Source organism: Burkholderia pyrrocinia (assembly GCF_001028665.1).
GTDB classification, from domain to species: Bacteria; Pseudomonadota; Gammaproteobacteria; order Burkholderiales; family Burkholderiaceae; genus Burkholderia; species Burkholderia pyrrocinia.
The window spans coordinates 758388-779736 of record NZ_CP011503.1 but is presented as its reverse complement, the minus strand read 5'-3'; the positions used below and the strand labels follow the sequence as shown (position 1 = coordinate 779736).

The window sequence follows — 21349 nt, the reverse complement described above, 5'->3', positions numbered from 1 at the left end:
AATGAGCAAACAATTGCAAGACGCATACATCGTCGCCGCCAGCCGCACGCCGATCGGCAAGGCCCCGCGCGGTGTATTCAAGAACACGCGCCCGGACGAGCTGCTGGTCCACGCGATCAGGTCGGCGGTCGCGCAGGTGCCCGGCTTCGACACGAAGCTGATCGAGGACGCGATCATCGGCTGCGCGATTCCGGAAGCCGAGCAGGGCCTGAACGTCGCGCGGATGGGCGCGCTGCTCGCGGGCCTGCCGCAGACGGTCGGCGGCGTGACGGTCAACCGCTTCTGCGCGTCGGGCATCACGGCGCTCGCGATGGCGGCCGACCGCATCCGAGTCGGCGAGTCGGACGCGCTGTTCGCGGGCGGCTGCGAATCGATGAGCATGGTGCCGATGATGGGCAACAAGCCGTCGATGTCGCCGCACATCTTCGATCGCAATGAAGACTTCGGCATTGCGTACGGGATGGGCCTGACGGCCGAGCGTGTCGCCGACCAGTGGAAGGTGAGCCGCGAAGACCAGGACGCGTTCTCGGTCGAGTCGCACCGGAAGGCGCTCGCCGCGCAGCAGGCCGGCGAGTTCAACGACGAGATCGCCGCGTACACGCTCACCGAGCGTTTCCCGAACCTGGCAACGGGCGAAGTCGACGTGAAGACGCGCGAGATCGCGCTCGACGAAGGTCCGCGCGCGGATACGTCGATCGAAGGCCTCGCGAAGCTGCGCGCGGTGTTCGCGAACAAGGGCTCGGTCACGGCCGGCAACAGCTCGCAGACGTCGGACGGCGCCGGTGCGCTGCTCGTCGTGTCGGAGAAGGTGCTCAAGGAGTTCAACCTGACGCCGCTCGCGCGCTTCGTGAGCTTCGCGGTGCGCGGCGTGCCGCCGGAAATCATGGGCATCGGTCCGAAGGAAGCGATTCCGGCCGCGCTGAAGGCTGCGGGCCTGAAGCAGGACGATCTCGACTGGATCGAGCTGAACGAAGCGTTCGCCGCGCAATCGCTGGCGGTGATCCGCGATCTCGGCCTCGACCCGTCGAAGGTCAACCCGCTGGGCGGCGCGATCGCACTCGGCCACCCGCTCGGCGCGACCGGCGCGATCCGCGCGGCGACCGTCGTGCACGGCCTGCGCCGCCGCAACCTGAAGTACGGGATGGTCACGATGTGCGTCGGCACCGGCATGGGCGCGGCGGGCATCATCGAACGCCTGTAAGCGGGACGCGACGAAAAGCGACGACGGTGCGCGGGCCACGAGCTCGCGCACCGTTTTTTCATTCCGGTAGAGGAAAGTCAAAGGAGACGGTTGTGGCCGAAATTCAAGTGGAACGCGCCGACGGCGTAATGACGATCACGATCGCGCGCCCGGCGAAGAAGAACGCGCTGACGGCGGCGATGTACCAGACGATGGCCGATGCACTGGCCGACGCGCAGGAAGACAAGGTGGTCCGCGTGATCCTGCTGCGCGGCAGCGACGGCAATTTCAGCGCGGGGAACGATCTCGAGGATTTCCTGAAGTCGCCGCCGAAGGACGAGAACGCATCGGTGTTCCAGTTTCTCGCGCGGATCAGCAGCGCACAGAAGCCGATCGTGGCCGCGGTGCCGGGCATCGCGGTCGGCGTCGGCGTGACGATGCTGCTGCACTGCGATCTGGTCTACGCGGCCGATACCGCTGCGTTCTCGCTGCCGTTCGCGCAGCTCGGGCTGTGCCCGGAAGCCGCATCGAGCGTGCTGTTGCCGCGCCTGGCCGGCCATCAGGTCGCCGCGGAGAAGCTGCTGCTCGGCGAGGCGTTCGACGCACTGGAAGCGCACCGGATCGGGATCGTCAACCGCGTGCTGCCGGCTGCCGAGCTCGATGCGTTCGCGGCGAAGCAGGCGGCGAAGCTCGCCGCGCTGCCGGCGTCGTCGCTGCGCGTGACGAAGGCGCTGCTGAAGGATACGGGCGGCGTGGCTACCGCCGCGCGGATGGCCGAGGAGGCGGGCCACTTCTCCGCAATGCTGCGCGCGCCGGAAGCGCGCGAGGCGATGACGGCGTTCTTCGAGAAGCGCAAGCCGGATTTCCGTCAGTTCGACTGACGCAGCAGGCCGCGCCGGCGGCGGAACGCCGGCGCGATTCCGCGCTCGGGATCAGGCCGTGCCGTAGTCGACGTGGCCGGTTTCGCGGCAGAAGCTGACGAGCCGCAGGCCGGCCGCCTTCGCGATCTCGATCGCGAGCGACGACGGCGCGGAAATGGTCGCGACCATCGGGATGCCGACCCGTGCGGCCTTGCGCACGAGCTCGTAGCTCGCGCGGCTCGACAGGAACACGAAGCCGTCGGTCGTATCGGCGCGCGACAGCACGAGCGAGCCGATCAGCTTGTCCAGCGCATTGTGGCGGCCGACGTCCTCGAACGCGATCCGGATCGCGCCTGTTGCGTCGCACCACGCGGCCGCATGCAGGCCGCCCGTGAGCTGCGTGAGCGCCTGGTGGGCCGGCAGCCCGTGCGCCGCGCGCGCCAGCGCGTCGGGCGCGAGGCGTGCGAGAAAGCCCGTGTCGGGCACGCGTTCGGGCGCGAGGTCGAGCAGGTCGATGCTTTCGATCCCGCACACGCCGCACCCGGTGCGGCCCGCGAGTGCGCGGCGCCGGTCCTTCAGTGCGGCGAACGCCTGCTGGACGACTTCCAGGTGCACTTCCGCGTGCGGCAACGGCGCGTCGGCGTGCAGGATCACCTCGATGTCCTTGATGTCGCTGCCGCGCGCGACGATCCCTTCCGAGATCGCGAAGCCGACCGCGAACGCCTCGAGGTCGCACGGCGTACACATCATCACCGCGTGCGAGATGCCGTTGAAGACGAGTGCGACGGGCCATTCCTGGCCCACGTAGTCGTGCGCGGTTTCGACGGCGCCGCCGCGCGTGCGGCTCACGGACAGTTCGATCGCGCCGCGCGGGTCGGCGCGCAGTTCGTCGCGCAGTTCGTCGGATTCGGTCGGATTCACGAGCACTCCCGTTGATTCGAAGCACGGCCGGCGACAATCGTGTCCGCCGCCCGCGCGCAGAGGTTCTAAAATACCTCAGGCAGGCCGGCCGCGCCGGCATCCGCCACGTCAGGTAACGACCATGGGACTCAGCGACGCTCCGTTGCTATTCAACTTCGAACACGATTCGTCGGAAAACTTCACGTACATCCCGATGATCGTGCGTTTCAATCTCGACCGCTTCGGTCTGCGGATTTCGCTCGAGCAATGGCAACTGCTGCCGCTCGAGGACCGCAAGCTGCTTGCGCGCTTTCCGGCCGACGACGACACCGCGATCGAGCCCAATTTCGATCACGCGCTGTTCGAGATGCTGCGCACGCACGCCGATCTCGAACCGTCGTGGTTCCAGCCGGACGAGCAGCCGACCTGGCGCGCCACCGACACGGTGCCGGAGTCGCTCGTGCAGCAGAGCGCGCTGGCCGGGCTGTCGGCGCCCGCACTCGCGCAGTGGCAGCGGCTCGCGCCGTTCCAGCGCTACGTGCTGGTGAAGCTGTCGCGCAAGCCGAAGCTGAATCACGATTTCCTGCCCGCGATGCGGGAGTTCGGGCTGACGGCCACGCACTGACGAGCCGCGTGCCGCGCCGCAGCGCGGCACTCGCCCGTCAGAGCGGCGGCAGTTGCCGTGGCTTGCGGTCCGGGCCGGTCGCGACGTACGTGAGCGTCGCTTCGGTAACCTTCACGATTTCGCCCATCAGGCGCATACGCTGCGCGTACACCTCGACGTCGACCGTGATCGACGTGTTGCCGGTGCGCGTGATGGTCGCGTAGAAGCTCAAAAGATCGCCGACGAACACCGGCTGCTTGAACACGAACGAGTTGACCGCGACCGTCGCGACGCGCCCATTCGCGCGCTGGCTCGCGGGGATCGAGCCGGCGATGTCGACCTGCGACATGATCCAGCCGCCGAACACGTCGCCGTGGACGTTCGCGTCGTGCGGTTGCGGGACGACGCGCAGCGCGGGCTGTTTTTGCGGGAGTTCGAGGGTCGAATCGGTCATGGCGGGGGCTTTCATCCTGTAATAAATTCACCGCCGCGCGCAGGCTGGCCGGCGAGGCCGCCGGCAGCGGCGCGAAGCGGCTTCTGCGACAATACAACGTCCGCAAATTGTACGAGAAAGCGGGCGAGCCGGCCGCCGATGAAAGCGCCCGGCACCGCCGCCGATCCTTCCCCCATGCGCCGATTTCCTGCTTCCGGCGAGCCCGCGCCGGCTTCGACCGGGCCCCGCAACGACTGGCAGACCATCCGGTCGCTGCTGCCGTACCTGACCACCTACAAATGGCGCGTCGCGCTTGCGCTCGCCTGCCTGATCGGCGCGAAGGTCGCGAACCTCGGCGTGCCGGTCGTGATGAAGCGCATCGTCGACCACCTGTCCTACGTGCAGCAGATCACCGCGCTCGGCCGCGCCGAGCAGTCGGCCGGCATCGTGCTCGCGGGCGGCGTCGGCCTGCTGGTCGTCGCGTATGCGTTCGTGCGGCTGTCGACGTCGCTGTTTACCGAGCTGCGCGAGATCCTGTTCTCGAAGGTCACCGAGAGCGCGGTGCGCCAGCTCGCGCTGCAGGTGTTCCGGCACCTGCACGGGCTGTCGCTGCGGTTTCACCTGGAGCGCCAGACGGGCGGCATGTCGCGCGACATCGAGCGCGGCACGCGCGGCATCCAGCAACTGATTTCGTATTCGCTGTACAGCATCCTGCCGACGCTCGTCGAGGTCGGGCTCGTGCTCGGTTTCTTCGTGGTCAAGTACGAGGCCTATTACGCGTACGTGACGTTCGCGGCGCTGGTCACGTACATCGTGTTCACCGTGAAGGTCACCAACTGGCGCACGCACTTCCGCCGCACGATGAACGAACTCGATTCGCGCGCGAACTCGCGGGCGATCGATTCGCTGATCAACTACGAGACGGTGAAGTATTTCGGCAACGAGGAGTGGGAAGCGCAGCGCTACGACGAGAACCTGAAGCGCTACCGCAAGGCCGCGATCCGCTCGCAGAACTCGCTGTCGGTGCTGAACTTCGGCCAGCAGGCGATCATCGGCACGGGGCTCGTGTTCATCCTGTGGCGCGCGACGCAGGGCGTGCTGGCGGGCAAGCTGACGCTCGGCGATCTCGTGCTGATCAACACGTTCATGCTGCAGCTCTATATTCCGCTGAACTTTCTCGGCGTCGTCTATCGCGAGCTGAAGCAGAGCCTCACCGACATGGACCGGATGTTCGGGCTGCTGTCGGCCGCGAAGGAAGTCGCGGACCGGCCCGATGCGCAGCCGCTCGCGGTGGCCGGCGCGCAGGTGCGCTTCGAGCACGTGAACTTCGCGTACGAGCCGGCGCGGCCGATCCTGCACGACGTGACGTTCACGATCGACGCGGGCACGACGACCGCGGTGGTCGGCCACAGCGGCTCGGGGAAGTCGACGCTGTCGCGCCTGCTGTTTCGTTTCTACGATCTCGACCGGCAGGCGGGCGGCGCGATCCGGATCGACGGCCAGGACATTCGCGACGTCACGCAGAATTCGCTGCGCGCATCGATCGGGATCGTGCCGCAGGACACCGTGCTGTTCAACGACTCGATCTACTACAACATCGCGTATGGCCGGCCGACCGCGACCCGCGACGAGGTGGTCGCGGCCGCGCGGGCCGCGCACATCCACGATTTCATCGAGAGCTTGCCGAAGGGCTATGACACGTCGGTCGGCGAGCGCGGGCTGAAGCTGTCGGGCGGCGAGAAGCAGCGCGTCGCGATCGCGCGCACGCTGCTGAAGGATCCGCCGGTCCTGCTGTTCGACGAGGCGACGTCGGCGCTCGATTCGCGCTCGGAACGCGCGATCCAGCACGAGCTCGACCAGATCGCGCGGCATCGCACGACGCTCGTGATCGCGCACCGGCTGTCGACGGTCGTGCACGCGCAGCAGATCCTCGTGATGGATCACGGGCGGATCGTCGAGCGCGGCACGCACGACGAACTCGTGCGCGCGGACGGACTGTATGCGCAGATGTGGGCGCTGCAGCAGCAGCGCGCGGCGGCGGGCGGGGAAGAGGCCGAGGCCGCGTAAGCGGCGGTGCTGCGCGCCGTGGCGCGCAGCGGGAAGGCGGTGGTCTGCCGCAAGGGCGCGGGTGGCGTAGAGGCACGACGCGGCGCCGCGCCGCTGGTCCGTCCGTCGTCCGGTCAGTCCGTGGCGCGCAGCCGCGCGTCGAGCTCGCCGAGCTGCGCGGGCGTGCCGACGTTCTCCCAGATGCCTTCGTACAGTTCGCCGCTCGCGCGGCCGGCCTCGATCGTCGCGCGGAAGTACGGCGTCAGTGCGCGTCGCGTGCCGGGTGCCAGATCGCGGAACATCCGCGTGTCGTACAGGCCGATGCTGCCGAACGTGACGCGGTCGCCACCGTCGAGCGACAGGCGCCCGTCGCCACCGAGTACGAAGTCGCCGGACGGATGGAATGGCGGATTCGGCACCATCACGAGATGCATCGCGGGCGCGTCGAGCGCCGACATGCGCGCTGCAGGGGCGGCGAGCGTCCCGTAATCGAACTCGGCGAACACGTCGCCGGCCACCGCGACGAACACCGTCGACCGCCCGTCGCGCTCGAGCAGCGGCAGCGCCTGCGCGATGCCGCCCGCGGTCTCCAGCGCTTCGCCCTCGGCCGAATACGCGAGCCGCACGCCCCAGCGCGAACCGTCGCCGAGCGCGGCCTCGATCCGTTCGCCGAGCCACGCATGGTTGATCACGATCGTCTCGATGCCCGCGCGCGCGAGCGCTTCGATCTGCCAGACGATCAGCGGCTTGCCGCCCGCTTCGAGCAGCGGCTTCGGGCGGGTGTCGGTCAGCGGGCGCATCCGTTCGCCGCGCCCGGCGGCGAAGATCATCGCCGTGGTCAGGGTGTCGCTCATGTTCGGCCGGGTTTCAGGACAGTCAGAACGTATAGCCCACGTCGGCCGGCGCGTTGCCCTCGAGTTCGTCGAGCAGCTTCGCGAACGGCACGAGCGGGCGGTAGCGCAGCGCGACCTTGCGCGCATACGCGAGGAAGCGCGGCAGGTCGTTCAGGTAGTGCGGCTTGCCGTCGCGGTAATTGATGCGCGCGAACAGGCCGAGGATCTTGATGTGGCGCTGCAGCCCCATCCATTCGAGCTGGCGGTAGAACTCGCCGAAATCCGGGTCGACCGGCAGGCCGGCCTTTTTCGCCTTCTCCCAGTAGTACGCGAAGCAGTCGAGCTCGAACTCCTCGTCCCAATTGATGAATGCGTCGCGCAGCAGCGACACGACGTCGTACGTCAGCGGCCCGTAGACGGCGTCCTGGAAGTCGAGCACGCCCGGATTCGGCTCGCAGACCATCAGGTTGCGCGGCATGAAGTCGCGCAGCATGAAACCCTGCGGCTGCGCGTGCGCGCTGGCGACCAGCAGCGCGAAGGTACGGTCGAGCGTGCCGCGCATCGCGTCGGTGACCGGCTTGCCGAGGTGGCGGCCGACGAACCATTCGGGCAGCAGCTCCATTTCGCGGCGCAGGAACGCTTCGTCGAACGGCGGCAGCACGTCGGGCTTCGACGTGAGCTGGAAGCGGATCAGCGCGTCGAGCGCGTCGCGCATCAGCGGCCGCGCGGCGGCCGGGTCGACCGGATCGAGCACCGAGATGTACGGCGTGCGCCCGAGGTCCGTCACGAGCATGAAGCCCGCGTCGAAATCGTGGGCCAGCACGTCCGGCACGTGGTCGCCGGCCGCGGCGAGCAACTGCGCGACCTGGACGAACTCGCGGCACTTCTCGGGCGGCGGCGCGTCGACGGCGATCAGCGCGCCGCCGGCGCTCGTGGCCGACGCGACACGGAAATAACGGCGGAAACTGGCGTCCGACGATGCAGGCGCGAGGGTCGACAGGTCGAGCGCGTAGCGCCCGGCGAGCGGGCGCAGCCACGCGGCGAGTGCTTCGAGGCGGGCGTCGGGCTGGGATGCGGCGGATGGGGGCGTCATGAAACTCGGGGGAGGGGGGAACGTCTTGCCATATAATACCCCACGACTTTTTTGACGCGCCCCGCGTCAGCTTCCGCCGTGCAGGCCCGCTGCCTGTCGCGCCGTCCGCCCGATCGCCTCCCCGGTTTGCGCTCAGCCGCAGTCGCGGTTCGACGGCGCGGCCCGCCGTGCGCGAGTGTGCCGTGAAGGCGCGGTTGACAAGGGGCGATTCGCCAAACGATAGATGCCGCCCAAACCGCTATTCCCGAATGTTTTCCCCGGTGACGGGGCGCCGCGCAAACGGCGGCTCGCGCTCGCGCTCCTGGCCGTGCCCGGCCTCGTGCCGGCCGTGTCGTACGCGCAGCTGTCGGGCGCGGCTGCGCAGCCGCAGCCGCTCGACTCGCCGTGGGATCTGCGTCTCGCGCCCCAGCTCGAGGATCATCCGCTGAAGGACGGCGCGAAGCCCGCTGCCTTCGTGATCGCCGACCACACGAGCGGCACGGCCGAGCAGGACCTGGCCGCGAAGGGTTCGGCCGAACTGCGGCGCGGCGACGCCGTCGTGAAGGCCGACGCGATCCACTACGATCAGGATACCGACATGGCCGATGCGTACGGCCAGGTCAGGGTGGTCAATGGCGGCACGTCGTTCGCGGGCCCCGAGGCGCATCTGAAGATCGAGGCGAACCAGGGCTTCATGACGGCGCCGAAGTACCACTTCAACGTGACGGGCGGGTCGGGCAGCGCGGAGCGCGTCGACATGGTCGACAACGAGCGCTCGGTGTTCGTCAACGGCACGTACACGGCGTGCCAGTGCTCGACGAACCCCGCGTGGTACATCAAGGGCAGCCGCTTCGATTTCGATACGGGCGCCGACGAAGGCACGGCGCGCAACGGCGTGCTGTTCTTCCAGGGCGTGCCGATCTTCGCGAGCCCGTGGATGACGTTCCCGCTGTCGGGCGAGCGGCGCAGCGGCCTGCTGCCGCCGACGTTCTCGGTGAACTCGAGCAACGGCTTCGAGCTGACGCTGCCGTACTACTTCAACATCGCGCCGAACCGCGACCTGACGCTCACGCCGCGCATCATCTCGCGGCGCGGCGTGATGGCCGAAGCGACGTTCCGCTACCTGTCGCCGTCGTACTCGGGCACGTTTACGGCCAATTACCTGCCGGATGACCGGCTCGCGCATCGCAACCGCTACGCGATCTACTGGCAGCACCAGCAGAACTTCGGCGGCGGCTTCGGCGGCTACGTCTACTACAACAAGGTCTCGGACAACACGTATCCCGAAGATCTCGGTTCGTCGAACCAGTTCGTCAACGGGACGCAGACGCTGTACCAGCAGGAAGCCGGTCTCACGTACAACAACGGCCCGTGGTCGGTGCTTGCGCGTTACCAGCACTGGCAGACGCTGCCGCCGTCGATCGCGCCGTACAGCCGCGAGCCGCAGTTGAACGTGAAGTACACGAAGTACAACGTCGGCGGCTTCGACTTCGGCGCGGAAGCCGACTATTCGCGGTTCCGCATCACGACGGCCGATGCGACCGAAGGCGACCGGATCGTCTTCAACCCGTACATCGCGTACGGCGTATACGGCCCCGGCTACTTCGTCGTGCCGAAGGTCCAGTACCACTTCGCGTCGTACGACCTGAGCCACCTGTCGTCCGGCACCCCGAACAATCCGAAGCGCTTCACCGAGTCGATCCCGACCGTGACCTTCGACTCGGGCCTGATCTTCGACCGCTCGGTGCGCCTGTTCGGGCAGGACTTCATCCAGACCCTCGAGCCGCGCCTGTACTACGTGTACACGCCGTATCGCGACCAGTCGAACGCGCCGCTGTTCGACACCGCGGAATCGGACTTCGGCCTCGCGGAGATCTACCAGCCGAACACGTTCGTCGGCAACGACCGGATCGCCGATGCGAACCGGATCACGGCCGGCCTCACGTCGCGTTTCATCGATCCGCGCACCGGCGACGAGCGTGCGCGCTTCGTGATCGCGCAGCAGTACTACTTCGCCGATCAGCGCGTCACGCTGAATTCCGCGCAGGCCGCGGCGCAGGCGCGCCACTCGGACCTGATCGTCGGCGCCGCGCTGAAGCTTGGCTCGGGCTTCATGTCGGAGACGGCGTTCCAGTACAACCAGAACAACAACCAGCTCGTGAAGTCGAGCGTCGGTTTCGGCTACAGCCCGGGCGAGCGCCGCGTGATCAACGTCGGCTACCGCTATACGCGCGCGAACACCACGCTCGACGGCCAGCCGATCAACCAGTTCCTGGTGTCCGCGCAATGGCCGCTCACGCGCCGCCTGTATGCGATCGGCCGCTTCAACTACGATCTGGCCGGCGATCGCGTGGTCGACGGTCTGCTCGGCTTACAATACGACGCGGATTGCTGGGCGCTCGGGGTCGGTGTGCAGCGGGCTGCAAACGGCATCAATTCGTCGGGACAGCAGAACTCGTCGACGCGCTTCATGATGCAGCTCACGCTCAAGGGCTTGTCGACCGTCGACAACGGCCTCGTGTCCGCATTCCGCGCCGGGGTGCCGGGCTACACGCCGCTGCCGCCGCCGCCGCCGCCGATGTCCCGCTTCAGCAACTACGAGTAACGCCGGCTTGTCTGCACCGGTCAGCACGATTTCAATGGAGTATCAGTGGCAATGAAGAAAACCCTTCGTTTCGCGGCAGTCGTGTCCAGCCTCGCCGCGTCCGCCGCGCTGCTCGCCGCCGCGCCGGCCGCGGCGCAGGCGCTCGGTTCGCACGGTGCGCAACTTGCCGACGAAGTCGTCGCGGTCGTCAACAACGACGTGATCACGGGCCGCGAACTCGACCAGCGCGTCGGCCTGATCGCGCGCCGGCTGCAGCAGCAGAACGCGCCGGTGCCGCCGGCCGACCAGTTGCGCGCGCAGGTGCTGAACCAGATGGTGCTCGAGCGGATCCAGGTGCAGAAGGCCAAGGACGACGGGATCCGCATCGACGACGCGACCGTGCAGTCGACGCTGCAGCGTCTCGCGCAAGCGAACGGGATGACGCTCGAACAGTACCGCGCGCGTCTGGAGTCGCAAGGCGTGCCCTGGAGCATCTTCACGAGCGATGCGCGTACCGAGCTGATGCTGTCGAAGCTGCGCGAGCGCGAGGTCGACGGCAAGATCACCGTGTCGGACGCCGAAGTCGCGAACTACATCGCGAGCCAGCGCGGGCCGAACGCGGCGCAGCAGCAGGACCTGCGCTTCCAGCACATCTTCATCAAGGCGCCGACCAACGCGCCGCAGGCGGACATCGAAGTCGCGCAGAAGAAGGCCGACGCGCTGCTGCAGGAAGCGAAGTCGGGTGCCGATTTCGAGCGGCTCGCGAAGAACAACTCCGAAGCGAACGACGCGAAGAAGGGCGGCGATCTCGGCTTCAAGGCGCCGAGCGCGCTGCCGGCCGAAGTCGTCGATGCCGCGTCGAAGCTGCGCCCGGGCCAGGTCAACCCGACGCTGATCCGCGTGCCGGACGGCTTCGAGATCGTGCGTCTCGTCGACCGCCGCCAGAGCCAGGGCGCAACCGCCGCGGCACCGAAGATCGTCCAGACGCACGTGCGCCACATCCTGCTGCGCGTGGGCGAAGGCAAGTCGGAAGGCCAGGCGCGCCAGCAACTGGCCGACATCCGCAACCAGGTCGAGGCCGGCGGCGATTTCGCGAAGTTCGCGCGCACCTACTCGCAGGACGGTTCGGCGTCGCAGGGCGGCGATCTCGGCTGGATCAGCCCGGGCGAAACCGTGCCGGAATTCGAGCGTGCGATGAACAACCTGCAGGACGGCCAGATCAGCCAGCCGATTCGTACCGAGTACGGCTACCACCTGATCCAGGTGCTGACCCGCCGCGAGGCGGAAGGCTCGGTGCAGCAGCAGATGGACATCGCGCGTCAGGCGATCGGCCAGCGCAAGGCCGAGCAGGCGTATGCCGACTGGCTGCGCGAGTTGCGCGACTCGTCGTACGTGCAGTACAAGATCGGCGGCGCCGGCCCGGCGAACTGAACGAGCTTCTGATGACCACGCCCGCGCTGCAGATCGCGATCACGACCGGCGAACCCGCGGGCGTCGGCCCGGAGCTGACCGTGCAGGCGCTGCGTGATGCCGCGCAGCGCTGGCCCGACGCGCATTTCACCGTGCTCGGCGATGCGGCGCTGCTCGACGCGCGCGCGGCGGCGGTCGGCGCCGACCCGGCAACGCTCGCCGGCGGGCAGGTGTCGGTCGCGCATCGCGCGCTCGCCGTTCCCGCACAGGCAGGCAAGCTGGATGCGGCGAACGGCCGGTACGTGCTCGACTTGCTCGACGCGGCGATCGACGGCGCGCTGGCGGGCCGGTACGACGCGATCGTTACCGCGCCGCTGCAGAAGAGCACGATCAACGATGCGGGCGTGCCGTTCACCGGCCATACCGAATACCTTGCCGAGCGCACGCATACGCCGCGTGTCGTGATGATGCTGGCGGGCACCGGCGACAAGCCGTTGCGCGTCGCACTCGCGACCACGCACCTGCCGCTGAAGGACGTGTCGGCCGCGCTGACGATCGACGGGCTCGTCGAGACGCTCGCGATCATCGATCGCGACCTGCGGCGCGACTTCGGTCTCGCCGCACCGCGCATCCTCGTGACGGGCCTGAACCCGCACGCGGGCGAGAACGGTTATCTCGGCCGCGAAGAGATCGACGTGATCTCGCCGGCGCTGGCCCGCGCGAACGCGCAGGGCATCGATGCGCGCGGCCCGTATCCCGCCGACACGCTGTTCCAGCCGCGCCATCTGGCCGATGCCGATTGCGTGCTCGCGATGTTCCATGACCAGGGGTTGCCCGTGCTGAAGTATGCGACGTTCGGCGAGGGCATCAACGTGACGCTCGGGCTGCCGATCATCCGCACGTCGGTCGATCACGGCACCGCGCTCGATCTGGCCGGCACGGGCCGCGCCGATCCGGGCAGCATGGTTGCCGCGCTCGATACGGCCGTCACGATGGCGCGCCATCGCCGCGCGGCCTGACGCGGCCCGACCTCACCCCATTCGTCGTATTTTTCGTTTTACTCAGTCGATGTCGAACAGCAGACAGCACCAAGGCCACTTCGCGCGCAAGCGCTTCGGGCAGAACTTCCTCGTCGATCACGGCGTGATCGATTCGATCGTGTCGACGATCGGTCCCGCGCGCGGCCAGCGCATGGTCGAGATCGGCCCCGGGCTCGGCGCGCTGACCGGGCCGCTGATCGAGCGTCTGTCGACGCCCGAGTCGCCGCTGCATGCGGTCGAGCTCGACCGCGACCTGATCGGGCGCCTGCAGCAGCGCTTCGGCGCGCTGCTCGAACTGCACGCGGGCGACGCGCTCGCGTTCGACTTCGGCTCGCTCGCGGCGCCCGGCGACAAGCCGTCGCTGCGGATCGTCGGCAACCTGCCGTACAACATTTCCAGCCCGCTGCTGTTTCACCTGATGACGTTCGCCGACGTGGTCATCGATCAGCATTTCATGCTGCAGAACGAAGTCGTCGAGCGGATGGTCGCGGAGCCGGGCACGAAGGCGTTTTCGCGGCTGTCGGTGATGCTGCAGTACCGCTACGTGATGGAAAAGATGCTCGACGTGCCGCCGGAATCGTTCCAGCCGCCGCCGAAGGTCGATTCGGCGATCGTCCGGATGATTCCGTACGAGCCGCACGAACTGCCGGACGTCGATCCGGTGCTGCTCGGCGAAATCGTCACCGCCGCGTTCTCGCAGCGCCGCAAGATGCTGCGCAATACGCTCGGCGACTATCGCGAGACGATCGATTTCGATGCGCTCGGCTTCGATCTCGCACGCCGTGCGGAGGACGTGAGCGTGGCCGAATACGTCGGCGTCGCGCAGGCGCTCGCGGCGGTGCGCAAGGCCGGGTAACGCGCGTAGCGCGAGCCGGACCGGATGTCGCGATGAGGCTGCTCCGCGGGGCAGCTTTTTTATTGCGCGGGCATGTTGCGCCTGTCTGGCTGCCGCCCGCCGTCACACCCGCCTGCGCGGCGGCGCGTTGACGAGCGCGATGCCGGTCAGCACGAGCGCGGCCGCGGACATGAAGCGCCAGCCGACCGATTCGCCGAGCAGCAGCACGCCGAACGCGACGCCGAACAGCGGCGACAGGAACGTGAATACGGACAGCCGCGACGCGCTGTAGCGCGTCAGCAGCCAGAACCACGACAGGTAGCTGACGAACGCGACGATCACCGACTGGTACGCGAGGCTCGCCACCGCGAGCGGCGTGACGTGCGCGAACGACACCTGCCCGAACAGCGCGGCGAGCGCGACCAGCACGACCGCCGACACCGCGAGCTGGTAGAACAGCGTCTTGCTCGCACTGGCGCGCGCGAGCGCCGTCGAGCGCACGACGACCGTCGTCGCGGCCCACATCGCGCCGCCGAGAATGCCGAGCGCGTCGCCGGCCAGCCCCGCCAGCACGGATGCGCCCGGCGCGCGCGGCTTCAGGAAGCCGTCCGCGAACGCGAGCGCGATGCCGGCGAACGCGAGGCCGACGCCGGCCCACTGCGTGCGCTGCAGCCGTTCGCCCGGCGCGAACAGGTGCAGGCCGAGCGCGGTGAAGCAGGGCGCCGTGTACAGGAAGATCGCCATGTGCGACGCGCTCGTCAGCGTCAGCCCGAAGAACACGCAGACGAATTCGCCGGCGAACAGCGCGCCGGCCGCGAGGCCCGCGCCGAACGTGCCGTCCGCGCGGAACAGCGGCGTGCCGCGCGCGCGGGCCCAGCCCCACAGCAGTATCGCGGCGATCACCGAGCGCAGCCCGGCCTGGAACATCGGCGCGATGGCGGCGTTCGTGCTCTTGATCGCGACCTGCTGGAAGCCCCAGATCGCGCACAGCAGCAGCATCAGGCCGACGGCGCGCAGGTCGAGTGCGCGGCGCATCGGCGTGGCGGCAAGCGTGGTCATCGGCGGGCCTCGCTGATTCGATACGGTGGCAACGAGATCAGGCGGGTGGCGCGTCCGGCGCGCTCGAATCGGCGGTTTCGCACGGCAGAGTGGCTGGTTGGGAGGGTGGTCGCGTTCGGGGGGCGGGCCGCATGCCCGCTTTTGGTGCGAAGTGGAAGGATGTTACCCGATCGGCCGGCCCGAAGGGGGCGCGTCGAGTGCGGCCGGTTCTGCCGGCGTACCCGCACTCGCGCGTATCGGATCGATGCTCCGTATCGGCCACCACGACTGGGCGTCCCCGACTGGGCGCCCCCAACGAGTTTCACCCGACTCTGGTAGAGTTTCCGGTTCTGGAAAGTCCCCACAGGAGTACATGACATGCGTTTGCTGCATACGATGCTGCGAGTCGGCGATCTCGACCGCTCGATCAAGTTCTACACCGAATTGCTCGGCATGAAGCTGCTGCGTCGCGACGAATTTCCGGAAGGCAAGTTCACGCTCGCGTTCGTCGGCTACGAAGACGAAAGCACGGGCACCGTGATCGAGCTGACCCACAACTGGGATACGCCGTCCTACGATCTCGGCAACGGCTTCGGCCATCTGGCGGTGGCAGTCGAGGATGCCTACGCGGCCTGCGACAAGATCAAGGCGCAAGGCGGCAAGGTCACGCGCGAAGCCGGCCCGATGAAGCACGGCACGACCGTGATCGCGTTCGTCGAGGATCCGGACGGCTACAAGATCGAGTTCATCCAGAAGAAGGCGCACTGAGCGCCGGATGAACGGGCCGCGGCGCGCGATGCGCGCGGCGGCGGGTCGAACGGGCGGTGCGGGGTGACCCGCATCGCCCGTTTGCGTTGACGGGCAACGCTGCGCGTTACAGCGACGGCAGCAGCTCGGGCGGGTGATGCTTGAGCGTGTGCCGCGCCTCGCGGAACTCGGGGAAGATCGATTCGACGGTCTGCCAGAAGGCCGGGCTGTGGTTCATCTCGCGCAGGTGTGACAGTTCGTGCGCGACGACGTAGTCGACGATCGACATCGGGAAATGGATCAGCCGCCAGTTCAGGCGGATCTTGCCGTCGCTCGAGCAACTGCCCCAGCGCGTCGCGGCCGACGACAGCGCGTACATCGAATACGTGACGCCGAGCTTTTCCGCGTAGACCGCGAGGCGTTCGCCGAAGATCCGCTTCGCCTCGCCCTGCAGCCAGCCCTGCACGCGATCCTTGATCTGCTGCATGTCGGCCTGCGCGGGCAGCGGCAGCGAGAGCCGCAGCGCATCGGCGTCGAACCCGACGGCGCCCGCGCCGAGCGCGATCGTCACCGTCTTGCCGAGATACGGCAGCTGCGCGCCGTCGCGCCAGTCGATCTGCGGCAGCGCGCGCTGCTCGGTGCGCGTCTTCCACTCCGCGAGCTTCGCGAAGATCCAGCGTTGTTTCTCGGAGATCGCGGCCTCGATGTCGGCGAGCGTGACCCAGCGCGGCGCGGTGATCGACAACCCGCTGCCGTCGATCGTGAAGCCGATCGTGCGACGCGCCGAACGCTTCAGGCGATATTCGAGCACGCGGCTGTCGAGTGCGAACGTGCGCACGCGCGAGCGGTCGGGCGCCGGGCCCGGATCGAGCGGTGCGGCGGGTGCCGCTTCAGGCGGCGCCGGCGGCGTGGCGGGCGCCGACGGTGCGGCGGCCGGCCCGTCGAAGAGCGGCAGATCCATCTGGCGATGATCGAGAGCCACGACGGCTGGCCGTGGCCGCGGACGCTGTTTCATCAGTTCGCTTCTTTTTGTCGTGCGCAACGGCTGCAACCCGGGGGATTCAGACGCGCGCGGCATCGCGCGTGCCGGCATTGCCCGCCTGGCGATAGGAATCGGGATCGATGCGGCGCATTTCCGCTTCGATCCATGCTTCGACCTGCGAGTTCAATGCATCGGGTGTGAGGCCGGTCGAATCGATCGGCTTGCCGATCGACACCGTCACCACGCCCGGGAATTTCGTGAACGAGTTGCGCGGCCACACCCGCCCTGCATTGTGCGCGATCGGCACGACGGGCGTGCCGGTTTCGATCGCGAAGCGCGCGCCGCCCGTCTTGTACTTGCCCTGCTTGCCGACCGGCGTGCGCGTGCCCTCGGGGAACATGATCATCCATGCGCCTTCCGACAGGCGCTTCTTGCCCTGGCGGATCACCGAATTGAACGCGTTCTTGCCTTCCTTGCGGTTGATGTTGACCATGTGCAGCAGCCCGAGCGCCCAGCCGAAGAATGGCACGTACAGCAGCTCGCGCTTGAACACGTAGCAGAGCGGCTTCGGCATCAGCGCCGGAAACGCGAGCGTCTCCCACGCGGACTGGTGCTTCGACAGCAGCACGGCCGGACCGTCGGGCAGGTTGTCCATCCCTTCGATCCGGTAGCGGATGCCGTTCAGCCAGCGCACGACCCACAGCGTCGACTTGCACCAGCCGGCCGCCATCCAGTAGCGCGCGTCGGGACGCATGAACGGGAAGGCGATGAAGCACGCGGTGGCGTACGGCACCGTGTACAGGATGAAGTAGATCAGCAGCAGCAGGGAGCGGACGAAGCGCATCGGCGTGAGTCTGGTGTTAGGGAGGATGCGCGCGGCAGCCGCATCACTCGTGTTCGTGTGAAAGGAAATCGAGCGCAAACGCGCGCAGGTCGTCGTGGACCTTCGTGCCGGGCGGCAAATTGCCCGCGGCGAGTGTTTTCTTGCCCTTGCCGGTCAGCACGAGGTGCGGCTGGAAGCCGACCGCGACACCGGCCTGCAGGTCGCGCAGCGAATCGCCGACGACCGGCGTGTGAGCGGGATCGATCTCGAAGCGCTCGGCGATCATCTGCATCATGCCGGGTTTCGGCTTGCGGCAGTCGCAGTGATCCTCGGCCGTGTGCGGGCAGAAGAACACCGCGTCGATGCGCGCGCCGACCGCGGCCGCCGCGCGATGCATCTTCAGGTGCATCGCGTTGAGCGCGGCCATGTCGAACAGCCCGCGTCCGATGCCGGACTGGTTGGTCGCGACGACCACGCGATAGCCCGCGTGGTTGAGCCGGGCGATCGCCTCGAAGCTGCCGGGCAGCGCGATCCATTCGTCGGGCGTCTTGATGAACGCATCCGAATCGACGTTGATCACGCCGTCCCGGTCGAGGACGACGAGCTTTCGGTTGGGGCTGGTCGGCATCGTGCGGCCCTTATGCGGCGAGCTTCGAGATGTCGGCGACGCAGTTCATCTGCAGGTGCAGCGCCGACAGCAGCGCGAGACGGTTCGCGCGCAGCGCGGGATCTTCCGCGTTGACCATCACGTCGTTGAAGAACGTGTCGACCGGCGCGCGCAGCGCGGCGAGCGCCGACAGCGCGCCCGTGTACGCACGTGCCTCGAGCTGCGACTGCACGTGCGGCGTCACGGCCGCGAGCTGTTCGTGCAGCGCCTTTTCGGCAGCTTCGACGAGCAGCGCCGGCTGCACCGCGCCGTTCGCGCCGCCTTCCGACTTCTTCAGGATGTTCGAGATCCGCTTGTTCGCGGCCGCGAGCGCTTCGGCTTCCGCGAGGTGCGTGAATTCGCGCACCGCGTCGAGGCGTGCGACGAGATCGTCGACGCGCGTCGGGTTCAGGCTCAGCACCGCGTCGATTTCGCCGGCCGAATAACCGCGCTCGCGCAGCAGGCCGCGCAGGCGATCCATGAAGAACGCGAAGATCGCATCGGTCGATTCGGCGACGCCCGGCACGCCTTCGAAGCGTGCGTGGGCCGTGCGCAGCAGCGACACGAGATCGAGTGGCAACTGCTTTTCGAGCATCAGGCGCAACACGCCGAGCGCGTGACGGCGCAGCGCGAACGGATCCTTCTCGCCGGTCGGCGCGAGGCCGATCCCCCAGATGCCGACGATCGTCTCGAGCTTGTCGGCGAGCGCGACGGCGGTCGACACGGGCGTGGTCGGCAGTGCGTCGCCGGAGAAGCGCGGCTGGTAGTGCTCGGCGCACGCGAGCGCGACGTCGTCGGCTTCGCCGTCGTGGCGCGCGTAGTACGTGCCCATCGTGCCCTGCAGTTCCGGGAATTCGCCGACCATGTCGGTCAGCAGGTCGGCCTTCGCGAGGCGCGCGGCGCGCTTTGCGTGCGCGGCGTCGGCGCCGATCGCGGGTGCGATCTCGCCGGCCAGCGCCTCGAGGCGCTCGACGCGCGCGAGCGCCGAACCGAGCTTGTTGTGATAGACGACGTTCGCGAGTTGCGGCACGCGGTCGGCGAGCGGCTTCTTCTTGTCCTGCTCGAAGAAGAACTTCGCATCGGCGAGGCGCGGGCGCACGACGCGCTCGTTGCCTTCGACGATCTCGCCCGGCGCCTTCGTCTCGATGTTCGACACGATCAGGAAGCGCGAGCGCAGCTTGCCGCCGACGTCGGTCAGCGCGAAATACTTCTGGTTCGTCTGCATCGTGAGGATCAGGCATTCCTGCGGCACCTGCAGGAATTCGTCCTCGAAGCGGCACGGGTAGACGACCGGCCATTCGACCAGCGACGTTACTTCGTCGAGCAGCGATTCGGGCATCACGACCGTGTCGCCGTTCGCGTGTTCGTTCAGTTGCGTGCGGATCGTTTCGCGGCGATCGGCGAAGTGCGCGATCACGCGGCCCTTGTCGCGCAGCGTGTCGGCGTACGCGCGTGCATGCTGGATCGCGACGAGGCCGTCGGACAGGAAGCGGTGGCCGAGCGTGGTGTCGCCGGCGTCGATGCCGAACGCGGTGACGGGCACGATGCGATCGTCGTGCAGCACCGTCAGGCGATGCACCGGGCGCACGAACTGCACGTCGGAACCGTCCGGGCGTTGATACGTCATCACCTTCGGGATCGGCAGCTTCGCGAGCGTTTCGTCGAGCGCGGCCTGCAGGCCGTCGGCGAGCGTCGCGCCGGCTGCCGAATAGTTGATGAAGAATGCTTCGGCCTTGCCGTCCTGCGCGCGTTCGAGATCGGCGATCGACAGGTTCGGGTGGCCGAGCGCCGCGAGCTTCTTCGCGAGCGGGGCCGTCGGCTTGCCTTCGGTGTCGAGCGCGACCGACACGGGCAGCACCTTTTCGCGGACCTGCTTGTCAGGCGCGACGGCGCGCACGTTCTGCACGACGACGGCGAGGCGGCGCGGCGTGGCGTAGCGTTCGAACACGAGTTCGCCTTCGACGAGGTCGCGCGCCGCGAGGCGTTGCGCGAGACCTTCGGCGAATGCGTCGCCGAGGCGCGCGAGGGCCTTCGGCGGCAACTCTTCGGTCAGCAGTTCGACGAGCAGGGGGGCGGGATGATTGTGCGTCATGTTTGGAAGAAATCTCGTCTCGTCAGTCTTGGTCGATCTTGCGTTCGACCTTGAGCGGCGGCGCCCATGCCGGCTGCGCGGCGTCCTGGGCATCGGTGGTGAGGCCCGGCACGCCCGGCGGGTTGCCGAGCATCGGGAAGCCGAGCTTCTCGCGCGAGTCGTAGTAAGCCTGCGCGACGAGACGCGACAGCGCGCGGATGCGGCCGATGTACGCCGCGCGCTCGGTCACCGAGATCGCACCGCGCGCATCGAGCAGGTTGAACGTGTGGCCGGCCTTCAGCACGAGTTCGTACGCGGGCAGCGCGAGCTGCGCGTCGATCATCCGCTTCGCTTCCGCTTCGTAGCTGTTGAAGAACGTGAACAGCAGGTCGACGTTCGCATGCTCGAAGTTGTAGGTCGACTGCTCGACCTCGTTCTGGTGGTAGACGTCGCCATACGACAGGCGGCGCAGCTCGGGGCCGTTCGGGCCGTGCTCTTCCCACTCGGTCCACACGAGGTCGTACACGTTCTCGACCTTCTGCAGGTACATCGCGAGGCGCTCGAGGCCGTACGTGATTTCGCCGAGCACGGGCTTGCAGTCGAGGCCGCCGACCTGCTGGAAATACGTGAACTGCGTGACTTCCATCCCGTTCAGCCACACTTCCCAGCCGAGGCCCCATGCGCCGAGCGTCGGGTTTTCCCAGTCGTCCTCGACGAAGCGCACGTCGTTCTGCTGCAGGTCGAAGCCGAGCGCTTCGAGCGAGCCGAGGTAGAGATCGAGGATGTTCTCCGGTGCCGGCTTGAGCACGACCTGGTACTGGTAGTAGTGCTGCAGGCGGTTCGGGTTCTCGCCGTAGCGGCCGTCCTTCGGGCGGCGCGACGGCTGCACGTACGCGGCGCGCCACGGCTCCGGGCCGACCGCGCGCAGGAACGTGTGGACGTGCGACGTACCCGCGCCGACTTCCATGTCGATGGGCTGGAGCAGGGCGCAACCCTGCTTGTCCCAGTAGGACTGCAGCGTCAGGATGATTTGCTGAAACGTAAGCATGAAGAGCCTTCGAGGCGCTGGCGCTCCGTTGCGGGCGGCGCTCCGGGCGGGGCCCGGAGGGTCGGCTCGCGCGGCGGCGCGGCTTGTTAGTGTGCTGAAACGCGTAATTTTACCGGATCGGCGACCGGATGCGGCCGGAACGCGGGCAACGGCGCCGCCGGCCCGCTTCCTGCGGCCTGCGCACGCGTGGCCCGGGC

The 21349-nt window shown here is 68.0% G+C and carries 20 protein-coding genes; 9 read left to right on the top strand and 11 right to left on the bottom strand.

The features are described 5' to 3' along the window. The first annotated feature begins 1 nt into the window (after position 1). Complete coding sequence (locus tag ABD05_RS03615) at positions 2–1201, top strand: acetyl-CoA C-acyltransferase (protein WP_047898991.1); 1200 nt, start codon at positions 2–4, stop codon at positions 1199–1201. Positions 1202–1293: 92 nt separating this feature from the next. Next, on the top strand, positions 1294–2061 hold the full coding sequence (locus ABD05_RS03610; protein ID WP_047898990.1) for an enoyl-CoA hydratase: 768 nt from the start codon (positions 1294–1296) through the stop codon (positions 2059–2061). 51 nt (positions 2062–2112) lie between these two features. Here the strand turns inward: ABD05_RS03610 and fdhD are convergent, their stop codons facing one another. Further along, the gene (gene fdhD / locus ABD05_RS03605) at positions 2113–2961 is read right to left on the bottom strand and encodes a formate dehydrogenase accessory sulfurtransferase FdhD (RefSeq protein ID WP_047901058.1); all 849 of its coding nucleotides are present in this window, start codon (positions 2959–2961) and stop codon (positions 2113–2115) included. Positions 2962–3082: 121 nt separating this feature from the next. On the opposite strand from fdhD, the gene ABD05_RS03600 reads away from it, so the two are divergent. After that, a complete protein-coding gene (locus ABD05_RS03600; protein ID WP_047898989.1) occupies positions 3083–3565 on the top strand; it encodes a nitrate reductase associated protein in 483 nt (160 codons plus the stop codon). A gap of 37 nt (positions 3566–3602) precedes the next feature. On the opposite strand, the gene ABD05_RS03595 is transcribed toward ABD05_RS03600, so the two are convergent. After that, positions 3603–3998 carry an acyl-CoA thioesterase gene (locus ABD05_RS03595; RefSeq protein ID WP_034208354.1) on the bottom strand — a complete coding sequence of 132 codons (396 nt, stop codon included), beginning with the start codon at positions 3996–3998 and terminating at the stop codon, positions 3603–3605. Positions 3999–4009: 11 nt separating this feature from the next. After that, positions 4010–4174: an acyl-CoA hydrolase gene (locus ABD05_RS35625; protein WP_082146033.1), complete on the bottom strand. Its 165-nt coding sequence runs from the start codon at positions 4172–4174 to the stop codon at positions 4010–4012. Between ABD05_RS35625 and ABD05_RS03590 the strand changes: the two genes are divergently transcribed. Next, on the top strand, positions 4173–6044 hold the full coding sequence (locus ABD05_RS03590; RefSeq protein ID WP_047898988.1) for an ABCB family ABC transporter ATP-binding protein/permease: 1872 nt from the start codon (positions 4173–4175) through the stop codon (positions 6042–6044). The two genes, ABD05_RS35625 and ABD05_RS03590, sit on opposite strands and share 2 nt — an antisense overlap. Before the next feature lie 113 nt (positions 6045–6157). Here the strand turns inward: ABD05_RS03590 and murU are convergent, their stop codons facing one another. Next, entirely contained in the window at positions 6158–6877 is a 720-nt protein-coding gene (gene murU, locus ABD05_RS03585) for an N-acetylmuramate alpha-1-phosphate uridylyltransferase MurU (protein WP_047898987.1), read from the bottom strand. Between the two features lie 22 nt (positions 6878–6899). Continuing rightward, positions 6900–7949, bottom strand: coding sequence for an aminoglycoside phosphotransferase family protein (locus ABD05_RS03580; RefSeq protein WP_047898986.1), 1050 nt, complete (start codon positions 7947–7949; stop codon positions 6900–6902). A 223-nt stretch (positions 7950–8172) separates the two neighbouring features. On the opposite strand from ABD05_RS03580, the gene ABD05_RS03575 reads away from it, so the two are divergent. Genes ABD05_RS03575 through rsmA form a run of 4 tightly spaced genes read left to right on the top strand, consistent with a single transcriptional unit; the run spans position 8173 to position 13818 of the window. Continuing rightward, positions 8173–10533 (top strand): LPS-assembly protein LptD, encoded by a 2361-nt coding sequence (locus ABD05_RS03575; RefSeq protein WP_047898985.1) that lies wholly within the window; start codon positions 8173–8175, stop codon positions 10531–10533. Positions 10534–10584: 51 nt separating this feature from the next. Then, complete coding sequence (locus tag ABD05_RS03570) at positions 10585–11943, top strand: peptidylprolyl isomerase (protein WP_047898984.1); 1359 nt, start codon at positions 10585–10587, stop codon at positions 11941–11943. A gap of 11 nt (positions 11944–11954) precedes the next feature. Next, positions 11955–12941 carry a 4-hydroxythreonine-4-phosphate dehydrogenase PdxA gene (gene pdxA / locus ABD05_RS03565; protein ID WP_047898983.1) on the top strand — a complete coding sequence of 329 codons (987 nt, stop codon included), beginning with the start codon at positions 11955–11957 and terminating at the stop codon, positions 12939–12941. A gap of 49 nt (positions 12942–12990) precedes the next feature. Next, positions 12991–13818: a 16S rRNA (adenine(1518)-N(6)/adenine(1519)-N(6))-dimethyltransferase RsmA gene (gene rsmA / locus ABD05_RS03560; protein WP_047898982.1), complete on the top strand. Its 828-nt coding sequence runs from the start codon at positions 12991–12993 to the stop codon at positions 13816–13818. 102 nt (positions 13819–13920) lie between these two features. Here rsmA and ABD05_RS03555 read toward each other — a convergent pair whose 3' ends face one another. Further along, complete coding sequence (locus tag ABD05_RS03555) at positions 13921–14856, bottom strand: DMT family transporter (RefSeq protein ID WP_047898981.1); 936 nt, start codon at positions 14854–14856, stop codon at positions 13921–13923. Between the two features lie 357 nt (positions 14857–15213). On the opposite strand from ABD05_RS03555, the gene gloA reads away from it, so the two are divergent. Then, positions 15214–15603 carry a lactoylglutathione lyase gene (gene gloA / locus ABD05_RS03550; RefSeq protein ID WP_047898980.1) on the top strand — a complete coding sequence of 130 codons (390 nt, stop codon included), beginning with the start codon at positions 15214–15216 and terminating at the stop codon, positions 15601–15603. 106 nt (positions 15604–15709) lie between these two features. Here the strand turns inward: gloA and ABD05_RS03545 are convergent, their stop codons facing one another. Genes ABD05_RS03545 through glyQ form a run of 5 tightly spaced genes read right to left on the bottom strand, consistent with a single transcriptional unit; the run spans position 15710 to position 21152 of the window. Continuing rightward, the gene (locus tag ABD05_RS03545) at positions 15710–16597 is read right to left on the bottom strand and encodes a M48 family metallopeptidase (protein ID WP_034179426.1); all 888 of its coding nucleotides are present in this window, start codon (positions 16595–16597) and stop codon (positions 15710–15712) included. Between the two features lie 46 nt (positions 16598–16643). Continuing rightward, positions 16644–17408 carry a lysophospholipid acyltransferase family protein gene (locus ABD05_RS03540; RefSeq protein ID WP_047898979.1) on the bottom strand — a complete coding sequence of 255 codons (765 nt, stop codon included), beginning with the start codon at positions 17406–17408 and terminating at the stop codon, positions 16644–16646. Between the two features lie 43 nt (positions 17409–17451). Further along, complete coding sequence (gmhB, locus tag ABD05_RS03535; protein WP_047898978.1) at positions 17452–18015, bottom strand: D-glycero-beta-D-manno-heptose 1,7-bisphosphate 7-phosphatase; 564 nt, start codon at positions 18013–18015, stop codon at positions 17452–17454. A 10-nt stretch (positions 18016–18025) separates the two neighbouring features. Continuing rightward, positions 18026–20125 (bottom strand): glycine--tRNA ligase subunit beta, encoded by a 2100-nt coding sequence (gene glyS, locus ABD05_RS03530; protein WP_047898977.1) that lies wholly within the window; start codon positions 20123–20125, stop codon positions 18026–18028. 22 nt (positions 20126–20147) lie between these two features. Continuing rightward, positions 20148–21152, bottom strand: coding sequence for a glycine--tRNA ligase subunit alpha (glyQ, locus tag ABD05_RS03525; RefSeq protein ID WP_081938347.1), 1005 nt, complete (start codon positions 21150–21152; stop codon positions 20148–20150). Positions 21153–21349: the final 197 nt, after the last annotated feature.